Here is a 13,530-nt window from a genome sequence, read left to right as displayed (position 1 = left end):
ACTGGCTGGTGTTCTCAAGTTTCTCCAGGCAATGAAAATATAAACGAGGCTCAGCAATTTCCCATGAGCCCTATGGTGGGAATTCCGACATCCATTTTCTCTTCGAGGCAGGCTTCCAAGCGATAATTAAGCTGTGCCCCTCTGAATAATGGGCCAAGTCACATATAGCTATCGAAAGCGACCTAAGGTTCCCCAATGCCATTCCTTCCAAATGCCGCCTTATTGTTGATTTCTTTAATGAGTATCATCTTTACTACTTCGGCTGTCGCTAGCTCTAATCAAGATGCCTTACAGATATTGCATGCGACGGCGAATGATCTCAATAAGAAAATTGATAGCGACTGGATACTGAATAGGGAACGGAATTTGACAGCTTGGCTGCGAATGAAAGCAGTTCGCCAAGCGAGTTATGACGGTGAAGACTTGTCTTTCCTCCAAAAGCACGGCCTAGAAAAAAAGAGCCCGACTTGGTATGAGGTGAATTTAAAAGAACATCCTGAGTGGATGACCGCATACCGGTTGCTAATGCCGTTATCCTCTTGGCGAGGACTGCCTGAACACCAGGCTAAACTTTATGAACTTGGCATGACGGTGGTTGAAGTCAATAGACTCACTGGCTATATCCTTGCCAATGATATTCAGGAAATAACAATCCAGGCGGCGTTGGATTTTTTACGAGAGGAGGAGTCCACTTACGTAAGTAGATTTCTTCAAGGAGGTGAAGACTTTTCCTTAATCTATTTAGAATTTGTGGATAAGTTTTACACGCTCTCACATGTATTGGAAACCGATTGGGCGATAGGCCTATTTAACCTGTTCGATCGTGATGGTCAAGATATTTTATTAACTTACAGTTTGTCGAAAGTTAACTCCCGGATAGGTCTGGGGAAGAGTAGTTTTAGCCTGGATGAGAAGGTTGACATTTTCATGGGGTATTTTCTCTCTGGAGGATTTCATGCATCAACGAAAGAGTCATTGCAGAGACACAAAGAGAGAAGGCGAGCCGATAGAGCTCAAATTAATCTGGAATTTAAACCCCCGACCGATAAAGCCGTCAATGAGTGTCGTTGCGCCCCAAAGCAATGTTCGTATACCAATCATTGAATATACTCATTAATAGCGATAACGCCTTGTGTCGCTTATGTGGTCAATTCTTGATTTTGAGTGGTAGTAGCAATGGCTGTAACAAGGATCTGTATTTGTCTTGTCGTACTTCTCATTTCATTGCCTCTTGCGGCAGAAGAAAACACCCCCGCCGCTGAATCCTACGGTCCCCTTACAAAAATGACCAACTTATGGCTCCGGGGTGAAATTAGCAAAAGGCAGATTCGGGAACTGGCGTTAAGAGGGCGCTATGTGAATAGTTCTGATAAAGATAACGCCCATGTATCTTTTTTTCTAGACGAGATGCAGATAGTTGCTCGTGGATCATCAGTGTCTGGGCGATCAGCCCAAATTAATATCCAGGTCAATGAATCTAAGTTTGATCTGGATTATGACCTTGTCTCCATGCACCTCTTAATTAATGGGCATGGCAGTGGGCTATCGAATGAGCAGAAGTTTCTTCTGATTGTAATGAGCTATCGATTGGCAGCTGAGGGGTGGAGTAAATCTTTGGGAATAGACCAAATGGAGAAGAGCCTGATCTATAACACTCTAAATTACCTCTCCGAAATGCCGGCAGACTATAAAATGTGGGGGATGGCTAAGGAGATTAAATATCCTTTACATTAATAATAGAAGCGGACAATTTTTAAGTCTGTGGTGATAGTCTAATCGTTATATAAATTGCCATTGATAAGATTGTGATATCCAAGGTCTTGTATGGACAGCGGAAGTGGCAATTTTTGTATTATGGTGATGCGCGCTCAACAGATTTCAAATATTTTTTCTAACCGATCTAAAAAAACTATTAGTCCAGTCGTCCCAAAAAGGGGTGTTAACCGGGTAATATTTTAAGTTGGTACGTTAGGTCAATAAAAGAATAATTATTTTAAGGGTTCAATCTTGTGTCAAACCTACACTAGCATTAACCTGCTCTATTTTTGCTTAAAAGGATTTGCATGCCAGCCCGGATTTCACAGTTAGATTTGTTGAGAGGAATTGCCATATTGGGCATTCCTTTTATGAATATGGTTAGTTTTTCCATGCCCATGGCTGCCTATTTGAACCCTAAAGCATATCTGGCAGATGGACCACTTAATGATCTGATTTTTATTTTCTTACATATATTTGCCGATCAAAAATTTATGGGACTTTTTGCCATGCTTTTTGGAGCGGGTATTATCCTTCTTGCGGAGAAGCGATTAAACCAGCAAAAATCTGCCGCTAAGATTCATTACAGCCGCAACTTTTGGCTACTGGTTATAGGCTTGCTCCATGCGATCTATATCTGGGAGGGCGACATACTGACAGTATATGCGCTTGTTGCTATGGTGCTTTATATATTCCGTGGACTGCGTGGAAGTTGGCTCATTACGCTGGGAACTTTGAGTTTAATAGGCGCTGTACTGGTTTCAAACTATACCGGTGTTGTGTTATCCGGGCTCAGTGGGGAAGCTAAATATATAGTCTCAGATATCTTCGCACCTGATACAGCACAAATTCAAAGGGAAGTTGCGGCCTATACAGGTGGTTTCTGGGAGTTGGTCAATCACCGATTCGCAGCTGAAGATAGCGATGCAGATATGGAGGCGAATATCGTGACGCTATTTTTCAGTTTGTCGTTTATTTTGAAAATCGCCGCGATGATACTAATAGGTATGGGACTCTATAAAGTTGGTATCTTACGTGGTGAGGCAAGCCCTGAGACCTATAAAAAGATGGCTGTTGTCGCAACACCCATTGGTTTGATCCTTACTGTATTGGGTTTAGTTTGGAACTACAGCAATCATTGGGAGATTAATCACTACTTCTTATATGGCGATGCATTTAATCTGGTAGGGGCTACCTTCACCAGTATTGGCTATGTTGGCTTGGCCTGTCTCTGGTATCAGAGTAATACACATCTGTGGATTAAGAATAAAATACAACAGGTTGGCCGAATGGCATTTACCAATTACCTCGCTCAGTCATTGATTGGTGTGTTTATATTTTATGGCTTTGGAATGGGGCTATATGGTGCGCTGACAAGAGTAGAAGTTGTTGGTGTTTGTATTGGTCTTGTCCTTTTTCAGCTCGCTTATTCTGATTTGTGGCTGAAAGTTTTCCGTATGGGGCCTTTAGAGTGGTTCTGGCGGGCGCTAACCTATCTGAAGCTTCCACCGATCTTTAGGGAGAAGTCGCTCCAGACTGCCGGTAGGGGAACCTAATTAGTTTCATTTGAATAGTGAAAGGACACAGCAGCTAGGGCAGTGACAGGTGTTAAGGCCCAGAGAAGAAAAAGTAGCTCAAACTAGCCAGATATCCAAATCGCAGAAGCAGAGAGCCGGCTACAATCAAAGATGTGCAACATCACGCAAATAGCGCCGGTTTTAACTACGGGTGCAAGCTGCTGGTGAGGCAAATCGGCCGGTGACTTAGCCTGCAAGACAATCAAGCATGTCCTTACTGTATCTCCTGGGCCGATAGCAGATCGCTGGCGGCCAGTATTTGATCGATGCAGTCGTGTTCATTGTGGCATATCCTATTCCGGACTTGGTCTTGCCATATTTGTACTGGAGCAGAGTATCAGCAGAACATTCCCTACTGGGTTGTTGCAGGCATTTTGATATCCATCGTGGGCATTTTGGTATCTCTGCCTTTCAATCTCTTTTCTTACCAGCTATGCGCAAATTGTGTGCGGGCGCATTGGAACGGGAGGTGTAGATGCAGGCAAGTTGGGGCTCCAGTTTCAAAGGCACTGGCACCATAAGAAATGCAACGATCCCTGCCTGTGTCTTGCGTGACCCTGGCAATTCTGAGCCATCGGATCTTGTTTCCTGCGATTTGGTCTTTCGTAACGGAACGCTGATACAGGTTGCTCCGGCGGCCAATTTGCCAGAGGCGTCAGGCGGGCTCGACCTGGATAACGGCTTGGTCCTACCGGCTCTTGTCGATCTGCATACTCATCTGGATAAAGGGCATATCTGGCCGCGTGCATCCAATCCCGACGGCACTTTCATGGGGGCGATGCAGGCGGTTGACAGGGATCGGAGTAAAAATTGGTCAGCAGAGGATGTTCGGGTGCGTATGGAATTTGGGCTGCGTTGTGCCTATACCCATGGCACGGCCGTCATCCGGACGCACCTGGATAGTTCGCCGCTGCAAGATGAGATCACCTGGCCGCTCTTTTGCGAGATTCGCACCGAATGGGCGGGCCGAGTCGAACTTCAGGGCGTGTGTTTGTTCGGCATCCATCGCCTTGCCGCAGACGATCAATATTTGGGACGCATTGCGTCTAGGGTGCAGGCTGCCGGGGGCATCTTGGGAGCAGCGACCTACATGGTGCCCGATCTAGATCGGTATCTTGAAGCGATGTTTCGCGCGGCTATGGAGCATGCGTTGGACCTCGACTTTCATGTCGATGAGACGCTCGACCCATCCGGGATGACCTTGCGCCACATCGCGGAAACAGCTCTGCGCCTGGGCTTTCAGGGGAAAATTGTGTGCGGGCACTGCTGTACTTTATCGGTACAGCCTGATGACGAGGTGGACCGTACACTGGACTTAGTGGCTAAGGCGGGGATCGCGGTCGTGACTCTGCCGGTGAGCAATCTTTATCTTCAGGACCGGGTAATGGGCCGGACTCCGCGCCGCCGGGGTGTCACGCTGTTGCATGAAATGCGTTCCCGTGGAATAGATGTTGTTGTTGCTTCGGATAATACACGGGACCCTTTTTGCGCCTACGGTGACCTCGATCTGATTGAAGTCTACGCTCAGGCAACTCGCACTCTGCATCTGGACCATCCGGTTGGAGACTGGGTTCGGTCAATAACGACCACGCCGGCAGATATAATGGGGATTTCTGCCGGCTGGATTGGGGCCGGTGAGTCGGCAGATCTGATTCTCTTTCGTGCGCGCAATTGGAATGAACTCCTTTCACGCCCAAATGGTCCACGACATGTGCTGCGCGCAGGGTGCAGCATTGACAAGGACCTGCCGGATTTCCGCGAACTGGATCATCACATGCACATGGGAGCGCAACGCCCATGACTCACATCTCCGCTTTGAAAGCGAATCTCGACGGTATCAAGGTCGAGGATGATCCACGGATAGTGAGAAAAAAGAGCCGGGATTTCTTTTGGTATTCCCCGATCCTCAAGGAGCAACTTGATGGTGTGACCGGTGATCTGCTTGTCAGCCCGAAAAATGTTGACGAGGTTATTCGCGTTCTAAAAGTGTGCTACGCCGCGGACATTCCGGTGACAGCTCGGGGGGCGGGGACCGGCAATTATGGTCAGGCCATGCCACTTTCCGGTGGCGTTGTCCTGGATTTGTCGGAAATGGATGCTGTCAAGGATATTAAACCAAGCGTTGTTGTTACCGAGCCTGGAGCCGTTATGGCGGATATCGATGCGCAGACGATATCCCGGACCGGTCATGCGCTCCGCATACATCCCTCCACCTACCGTATCGCGACCATCGGAGGATTCCTTGCAGGGGGGGCTGCGGGGGTCGGCTCGGTGAATTGGGGGGGGCTCAGGGATCTGGGTAACGTCATCCGTTTGCGGATGGTAACCATGGAGGCGGAGCCGCAGGTTCTGGAGCTGACAGGAAGCGATGTACAAAAGGCTATACACGCTTACGGTACGACAGGCATCATCACCGAGATCGAAGTACCGCTGACAGAAGCTTATGACTGGATCGATGTGCTCGTCGGGTTTGATGATTTTATAAATGCGATCCGTTTTTCTGAAGAGCTTGCCAACATGGATGGCCTTTTGACAAAAGATATCGCTACGATTGAAGCGCCGTTGCCCCATGACTATTTCTCACGGCACAAAAAATTTATCCGCAAGGAGCAGTCCGTTGTTGTGCTCATGGTGGCAGCGTTTGCCATAGGGGCATTGGATGGGCTCCTGAGCCGATCGCCGGGTGCTGAGATGTTGTACCGCTCCGATAGGGCAACCGCTGAAGATATCACGCATTTACCGCCGGCTTATGAGCTCACCTGGAACCACACAACCTTGCGTGGCTTAAGTGTTGATCCGTCGATTACCTATCTTCAGGTCCGTTATCCTGATGTGAACCCACTTGAGACTGTCGGCAAGTTGCAGAGCATATTCGCTGAAGAGTTGCCTGGCCATCTGGAGTTTATCCGCTACAACGGAGGCCTAGTTCCCATTGGTCTACCCATTGTTCGCTTCACGGATAAAACCCGGCTTGATGAAATTATCAAACGGCATGAAGCGCTCGGGTGTACGATTTTCAATCCGCACCGATTCACTCTGGAAGAAGGGGGGATGAAGCAAATTGACCCGGTGCTGCTTGCATTTAAAAGGCAGACAGACCCCAAGGGGCTACTTAATCCGGGTAAGATGATCGCCTGGGAGCATCCAGACTACAAGTTCGATAGTGATCAAGGGTTTTTGTTTCCAGGCTTACAGCGTTCATGAACTTGTATCATTCACCGGGGCCTGAATAGGCTGAATCGCCAGCACCAGTCTATGCCTGTATTGCCATATTTATATAGCGGTATAATTTTTGAAATCTATGGTGCACTAAGAGCTAATATCGCTAAGGTCCCAGGGAAGTCACTGTTATATTGATTGGTAAGATGATTTATTTATTCGGGTATTAATAGGGTGCGTAAATTTAGTATTATTCCTTTTCAGTTTTATTGAGCCATCTAATAATCGAGATATGTTCGTCATCTCCAATTGTAGTCATACTCTGATGGTTTCTATTGTGAATCTTGACTAGGTCAATATTATCTTGGCTTAAGCCTTTGTAGTCGGAGTAAGGAGCAATTCGATCGGTATCTGAGGATATTAAAAGTATTGGAATTTTAGATGATTGGATAAGGGGGATTATATTTGTATCCTCCAGGTTAATATTATTTTTTTTAAGACTAAACTGGCGCCTTTGCGAATATCTTGTTCCGGAATGATTTTGCTAAGTATTGGATGCGTGACTTTAGAATGATTATATAAGGCTTGATCAAATTGGGGCATTGGGGCTAATAAAATAACTCCACTGATATCCGTTCTCAAATTTGAGATATATGTAGCGGTTAAGGCCCCCATTGAGTTCCCAACAATATAAAAATTATCCTTCTTAATAATATCTGCTTCAATGAGGTTGTTAATAAAAGGGTTGATGAGTTTGCTATCATAAACTCCGTATTTCTTAATCCCACCTGATTCACCATGGCCGAGGAGATCTGGAACAACAACATGATAACCTAAGAAACGAAAATATATTGCCGAGTTCAACATGAATTCTTTGGAAACCCGAAATCCGTGTAATAATATCACCGTTCCAGAATATATCCTTGTTAAAGAACTCTTATTCAAATTCAAGCTGGCAGTACTTTCACTGCCATCTGCTTCAAATGTAACAGAGTATTGTAAATTTTGATCTATTAAAGGAGGTCCATGATAATAGCTTATACAGATGTCATCCTTTACAAAGCAATATTTATCTTTCTTAAAACCATGTTTTATAATTCTTTCAATGGTTATTATCTCATCAAATGGGAAGCATTTAGAGCTTTCTATAAAGTTAGCAATCATTTGAGAACATACAGCACGTATGGGGCGTAACAGTAGAGTTGAGAATAGCACTGACAAATTAGCTATGGACTTCATTTCTATGTTTCCTTTGCTGTATCTTTAGTGCTTGACTGAAATCTACAAATTGATATCGTCTGCCTGAATAATAGGCGGCACCTTGTTAGTTCTTTTGACCCTCATCAGCCTTTCAACCCGTTTTGTGTTAAAGGCTCCAGGGTATTGCTGGACTACAGATGCCAAGTTATGAATCTCAGCTAGAATTCGTTTTCGAACTATGTCGGATTCTGTAATACCGGTATAAGCTAAAGTAAGTTCGCTGGCAGATTTACGTGTTTCCCCGCTTTTTGTTAGAATTAGCTGCGCCTCCTCAACACCATCCTCTTCTCTAGCGATAGTAAGTATGTTCCTAACGCTAAGAATCGCACTACAAAGACTCACATCATCGTCCGCGCGCCCCTCAATCAGCAATGCATTTGGCTGACCACATGGGCAAGTGGCTTGCCGAATCAAATCCCCTAAGCGATAGCGTATAACTGGTACTGTCCAGCCATCGCCAATACGTGTGAGTAGGGCCCCGTGATCGTCGGGTTCAATCAATTGATCCGCTAAAAGGTGGTAAGTATCCCGATCACACTCGGGCCCGTTAACAGCGATGCTGTTGGTCTCTACCGAACCGTAGTCACACCAGAAGCCGGCATTTGGAAAGGCCATACGCACCGTATTAAACTTTTTCTCGGTCCAGGGTTCCGCCATCCAAATAATTGTTTTGATGTTCAGTTTGCAATTGCCATCCAGGATGCCCCGGGCGAAGTCTGCTAATCCTGTGGGAGCTCCAGCAAGGGCATTAATCTCTATCTTGCGAAATGTCTCCAGCCAAGCGTCTGTTTCAGTGGGAGTAAAGGGCCCTACAGGTGCGGTGATAGCTCTGCTTTTTTCGGCGAGAGTTTGAATAAAGTAGTGGGCACCCCATAGGCGGCCGGGGTTGAAAAGGTTGAGGAGTACATCGCCAGGCCCAAGTGGTTTCCACTGTTGTAGAAGTCTCTGTGTTGCCTGATGGAAGGGCGTATAGGCCAGCTTGGGGTTTCCTGTGGTACCACCGCTGGACATTAATATAGCGCCCTCTGTTTTTGCCAAGGCTTTGGTGATTTTTAAAATTTCTTTCGGCCCACTGATAGGTAGGTCTTCAATCCGGTTGGCGTTTGGGGGCACACTGAGCCCCCCCCGCTCAGAAATTGATCTAGCATGGTGTAACAGCTGGCTCCAATCTAAGTGTCCGATGGTCATGGAGAGCTCCGTGCTTTCATTTCTTTATTGACTTGCCCGATGGATGGCCATGGTTATGAATGCATCAGCAAGGGCTTTTGTGCTGAAATGACTGAGAAATAGCCGAGTGTTTTGTGGCTTTGCGGATTTTTAAAGCCGGCTTTAGTGAGTATTTGGTATAGCTCCTTTTTAGAATATAACCGTGAACCATGATTCATAAAAAGATGGAAGCTAAATAAGCTCGGTGTAAGCTGGCTTTCATCTAGGAGCATGTCATGAATAAAGATAAAACCCTCTTTGGGCAGTAGAGAGAAGGCCTTACTCAGTAAGGATTCACAGATAGCTTCTTGCCAGTCGTGTAGTACATTGCTAAAGCAGAGGCCGTCAAAGCCCGTGGGCCACTCAGCGCTGAATAGGTCCCCCTTTGCAATGGTTATTTGCCGTGTTTTGTTAAATTTTTGTACATACTCCATGGCAGTTTCACAGACTGGGGCAAGATCAAAGAGTACAGCAGTGCGATTTGGATATGTTGCACAGAAGGCCAGGGCGATAGTTCCTGAGCCGGCACCAGCATCAAGTAAGGTATCAACCTGTTTGAAAATACCGTCTGAAGCGGCTTTAACTGCAGAGGCGAAACCCTGAGAGTGCATTAGATGAGTAAAAGCGGCTGCCGATTCATTATCCATTTCATCGTTTTGCCACATATCGGTTACTGAACGCCCCTTACACTCCAATTCATATTCCCGTTTAAGGCTGGTTATAATTTTCTTGTCCAAATGATTGATATCGTAAATAGCAAAGGGGTCCAGTAGGACTTCCCCCCAATAATATAAACTGTTCTTATCTAAATAATTTTTTGCCAGCTCAGTGTTCTCATATTGGGCCAGTTCCATTTTGATATAACCCAGGTGATTAAGAATCAAAAGATATTGCTCAACACCCTTGCTACTAAGTTGCAGTGCCTGAGAGATCTTGTCGCTAGTGTTGTAGCCCTTGTCTATCAGACCGTAAATATCAAGTTGAGCGGCAACCTTCAGACAAGCAAAGGTGTAGTTGCCCATCAGGCGATCCCACAAGGGGGTGTCTGAGGAGGTGGGCGCCTTTATATACATACTCTATCTCACTATTGTCTTTATAAATATCTTCAACACGAAGGGTTACACTCTAATATGTGTAGAAGTGACTTATATATTGATTTGTCGCTTAACTTCTATTTTTGTCACCTAAATGAACTCTAAGGTTTGTTTGTCTTTTCGCTATTTGGTTTAGGTCTATTTGTTTGCTCTTTTGCTTTTAGAGTAATAGTAGATCTCCAGTAAAGCACTAGGATGTCGCGATTTTGTACCAGTATAGGGCTGTGTGGAGTGGTTATGATTAGAGATTTTTTGCTGGAGATAAAAAAAACTTTTAGGGCTGATCAAGTTGTATCTGAGCAGGATGAAATAGCACAGCATATTGAAAATGTTACATCATATAACGTAGATGTTCCTTTAATCTTATATCCTGAGTCTGCTGAGGAAGTTCGACAGATAGTCTTAAATGCAAATAAATTTAAAGTTTGTATACAGCCTTTTAGTACCGGAAAGTCCTGGGGTTTTGGTTCAAAATTATCAACGCAGGGTGATCTAATACTTGTTGATCTTCATCGAATGAATAAGATTATCGAAGTAAATGAAGAGTTTGGCTATGCAGTTATTGAGCCGGGAGTGACACAGTTTCAACTTTTTAATTACCTCAACGAGACTGGCTCAAAGTATTTTTCAGACACAACAGGCTCTGCAAAGGATACAAGTATAGTAGGCAACGCTCTAGACAAAGGGGTGGGGTACAATATGGAGCGATATAAGCAACTTCTTAATCTGGAGGTTGTTCTAGGGGATGGGAGAATATTTAAGACGGGATTTGGGCATTATGCAAATTGTAAAGCAACTAATACCTTTCCGGAAGGAATAGGGCCATCATATCTTCGGGTTTTTTTGCAATCAAATTTTGGAGTTGTAACTCGTGCAACAATAGAGTTGAGGAGAAGGCCTGAAAAAAAGTGCATGTTTTTGACGGTTTTAAAGGATGAAAGTTACCTGGGTGATGCAATCAATGCCCTCAAAGGAATTAAACAACTTGGATTGGTTAATTCTATTACTCATTACTATGAAAATGTCCGGGTTAAAAATGGTCTGGCTCCTGTAATGTATCAAGATCTTAAAGGGCAGGGTGTTGATATAGATCGCGAGAGCTTGATGGTATTTCTGAATCGATACTCATTTGGTGCAGGTGTAATATTTTCAAATATCAGTGGTACCAAATACCAGATAAAAGCAGCAAAAAAAGAATTGAAGAGATTGAGTCCTTGGGGTATTACTTTTTATGTAACGGATAGGTTGATTAACTTAGGGTTGTATACCTCCAAGCTTGTCGGCTGGAAAAAAATGAACTCTTTTATTCATTGTAATGCAGGCTTTTATCGTATGGCATTGGGTGAGCCAAGTGATCGACCTATCATGAGCATTTATTGGCCGGCTCAAACGGAACTTCCTGAAGGATGGGAGAATCCGGATCACACTGACATTGGTATGCATTTCATTCTTCCAACAGTGCCCATGAATGTTGAATATGTTCAGCAGGCAAACTCAATTGTTCGCAAAGTAAATACACATTACAGTAAGGCTCAAGCAAGTTATGCATTTGGCCTTGTTGATGACAAGACAACTCATTTCAGTATATCAACGCACTTTATACGTACCGATAAAGTAGCGCGAGAGGAATCGCGATCCTTGGCAAAGGAGCTTAATGAAGAATTCATTAAGGCCGGCTTCCATCCTAACCGTCTGTTTGTTGATTTTATGGATCTTGTAGTTGATCCTGATGATATTTTTTGGCAGGTCACAAGGGATATTAAGAAGGTTTTCGATCCAAATGGCGTTATTGCACCTGGCCACTACAATTTAACTTGATACGGTTATGGTAAATATTGGTGAAAGCTTTTTAGTTCGTAATATGGCCGTTGAAATTTTTATTGTAAGCAATTTTAACTTTCCCCCTTTGGTTTGAGAGTGTAAGGGTTATTTAAATGTTTACTGAGGAAAGATATCGGCAGTATATTCGTGATTTTAACTCTACTTTCACTGGAGGAATCAGCTTGGATGATTTCTTTAGTAAGTATTACGAAAAGAGTGCAACTTTTGAGTATGTTCCTCAAGCTCGTAAAAATATTGGGTGCGATCAAATTCTGGCCTTCTGGGAGGGCGTTGCTGAAAAAATGCAGGAGGTGATTCAAAGTCATACTCACTTTTTGGCGGATGAAAAAACTGTAGCTTCTGAAGCGCCGATAGATTTCCTCTGTAAAGAGGACCTTGAGTGGGATGGCAGAACTTATAATGCTGGCTCAAAATTTAGACTTATGATGTGTGCTTTTTATGATGTTAGTCCAAGCAACAAGTTTTCGTATGTTAGGGTATATTCGGTATATAATCCGGGTTATAAGCCTGAAGAGTAAAACTTGTTTGCTCGCAATTGCTCCGCTAGGATCGTAGTTAGGTTCGTTCGATGTTAAATGGCTTGTTTAGGCCCAACAAGTGGGCCATAGCTTTTGGATTTTCAAGAGTCAGTCAATAGTAACCACAACTTTGCCCATAGCTTTACCGCTACTCAGCCTTGCGTGAGCTTTGCCAATCTCTTTAAAGTCAAATGATGATTCGTCGAGTACGGGTTTGACGTCACCCTTTTCTACAATAGATTTTAGGGCTTTTAAAATGGTCCCATGGGCTTTGCGCCCTTGATTATGAATCATGGGGATCAGCATAAATACGACATGCAAAGAAAGGCCTTTAAGGTGGGCCGTTGTTAAGTCAAGCTCAACCATGGCGACAGTTGAGATCACCTGCCCATTGAGTGTGGCTGCTTCGAATGATTTTGCCATGTTAACGCCACCCACAGAATCGAATACGATATCAAAGCCTTTGTCATCTGTATGATCTTTGACGTACTCCTCGACCGATTCTTTTTTGTAGTTGATTGGTGTTCCTCCGAGCTTTTTGATTAGAGCCATTTGAGGCTCTCCGGCGCCTGTTGAAAAGACCTCGGTGCCAAAGTGATGGGCTAATTGCAAGGCAATATGCCCAACGCCTCCCGAACCACCATGAACAAGGACTTTCTGACCCGATTTAATACCGGCACGTTTTAGCCCTTCATACGCGGTAATACCAACCAGTGGTAAAGCAGCTGCTTCTCGCATGGTTATATTTGTGGGCTTTAATGCGATCAGGTTGGCATCCGCAATCATATATTCGGCCAGGGTGCCCGGCAAATCTGCTAAACCACCGGCACAACCATAGACTTCATCGCCAACCTTATAGTCACTGACACCTTCACCAACCTCTTCAATCGTACCAGCGAAATCCATGCCTAAGATGGCGGGAAGAGGTGGAGAGAAGGGCAGTTCCGTGCCCATTTCTCGGATCATCGTATCGACGGTGTTAACGCTGGTTGCTGCAACCTTTACCAGTACATGCCCAGCCTTAATTGTTGGCTTTACTACATCGGCTTCTTCAAATACATCTGGACCGCCAAAGGCATTTACTATCATTGCTTTCATTTTTATTTCTCAAATATCACG

11 protein-coding genes are annotated in these 13,530 nt (G+C 44.7%); 7 read left to right on the top strand and 4 right to left on the bottom strand.

Annotated features, from left to right (window positions below):
• Positions 1 to 195 precede the first annotated feature (195 nt).
• The 5 genes from ACJJH9_RS10015 (at position 196) to ACJJH9_RS09995 (ending at position 6,536) form a co-directional block, all read left to right on the top strand.
• The gene (locus ACJJH9_RS10015) at positions 196 to 1,104 is read left to right on the top strand and encodes a hypothetical protein (RefSeq protein WP_444925135.1); all 909 of its coding nucleotides are present in this window, start codon (positions 196 to 198) and stop codon (positions 1,102 to 1,104) included.
• A gap of 72 nt (positions 1,105 to 1,176) precedes the next feature.
• Positions 1,177 to 1,734, top strand: coding sequence for a hypothetical protein (locus ACJJH9_RS10010; RefSeq protein WP_252081718.1), 558 nt, complete (start codon positions 1,177 to 1,179; stop codon positions 1,732 to 1,734).
• Positions 1,735 to 2,063: 329 nt separating this feature from the next.
• Positions 2,064 to 3,311: a DUF418 domain-containing protein gene (locus ACJJH9_RS10005; RefSeq protein ID WP_444925134.1), complete on the top strand. Its 1,248-nt coding sequence runs from the start codon at positions 2,064 to 2,066 to the stop codon at positions 3,309 to 3,311.
• A gap of 496 nt (positions 3,312 to 3,807) precedes the next feature.
• Positions 3,808 to 5,133, top strand: a complete 1,326-nt coding sequence (locus ACJJH9_RS10000) for a cytosine deaminase (protein ID WP_444925133.1) — start codon at positions 3,808 to 3,810, stop codon at positions 5,131 to 5,133.
• The gene (locus ACJJH9_RS09995; RefSeq protein ID WP_444925132.1) at positions 5,130 to 6,536 is read left to right on the top strand and encodes an FAD-binding oxidoreductase; all 1,407 of its coding nucleotides are present in this window, start codon (positions 5,130 to 5,132) and stop codon (positions 6,534 to 6,536) included. The genes ACJJH9_RS10000 and ACJJH9_RS09995 overlap by 4 nt, the downstream gene beginning before the upstream one ends.
• A 414-nt stretch (positions 6,537 to 6,950) precedes the next feature.
• On the opposite strand, the gene ACJJH9_RS09990 is transcribed toward ACJJH9_RS09995, so the two are convergent.
• The 3 genes from ACJJH9_RS09990 to ACJJH9_RS09980 are packed head-to-tail and all read right to left on the bottom strand — an operon-like array spanning position 6,951 to position 10,030.
• Positions 6,951 to 7,730: an alpha/beta hydrolase gene (locus ACJJH9_RS09990; RefSeq protein ID WP_444925131.1), complete on the bottom strand. Its 780-nt coding sequence runs from the start codon at positions 7,728 to 7,730 to the stop codon at positions 6,951 to 6,953.
• Positions 7,731 to 7,772: 42 nt separating this feature from the next.
• On the bottom strand, positions 7,773 to 8,939 hold the full coding sequence (locus ACJJH9_RS09985) for an AMP-binding protein (RefSeq protein ID WP_444925130.1): 1,167 nt from the start codon (positions 8,937 to 8,939) through the stop codon (positions 7,773 to 7,775).
• A gap of 53 nt (positions 8,940 to 8,992) precedes the next feature.
• Positions 8,993 to 10,030 (bottom strand): methyltransferase, encoded by a 1,038-nt coding sequence (locus tag ACJJH9_RS09980; protein ID WP_444925129.1) that lies wholly within the window; start codon positions 10,028 to 10,030, stop codon positions 8,993 to 8,995.
• Positions 10,031 to 10,288: 258 nt separating this feature from the next.
• Between ACJJH9_RS09980 and ACJJH9_RS09975 the strand changes: the two genes are divergently transcribed.
• Together ACJJH9_RS09975 and ACJJH9_RS09970 are read left to right on the top strand one after the other, a co-directional pair.
• Positions 10,289 to 11,869, top strand: coding sequence for an FAD-binding oxidoreductase (locus tag ACJJH9_RS09975; RefSeq protein WP_444925128.1), 1,581 nt, complete (start codon positions 10,289 to 10,291; stop codon positions 11,867 to 11,869).
• A 116-nt stretch (positions 11,870 to 11,985) separates the two neighbouring features.
• Positions 11,986 to 12,411 carry a hypothetical protein gene (locus tag ACJJH9_RS09970; protein WP_444925127.1) on the top strand — a complete coding sequence of 142 codons (426 nt, stop codon included), beginning with the start codon at positions 11,986 to 11,988 and terminating at the stop codon, positions 12,409 to 12,411.
• Between the two features lie 108 nt (positions 12,412 to 12,519).
• Here the strand turns inward: ACJJH9_RS09970 and ACJJH9_RS09965 are convergent, their stop codons facing one another.
• A complete protein-coding gene (locus ACJJH9_RS09965) occupies positions 12,520 to 13,509 on the bottom strand; it encodes a zinc-dependent alcohol dehydrogenase family protein (protein WP_444925126.1) in 990 nt (329 codons plus the stop codon).
• Between the last annotated feature and the right edge of the window lie 21 nt (positions 13,510 to 13,530).

Source organism: Microbulbifer mixtoriginis (SeqCode), from assembly GCF_052466715.1.
This window is presented reverse-complemented; position numbering and strand designations above follow the sequence as displayed.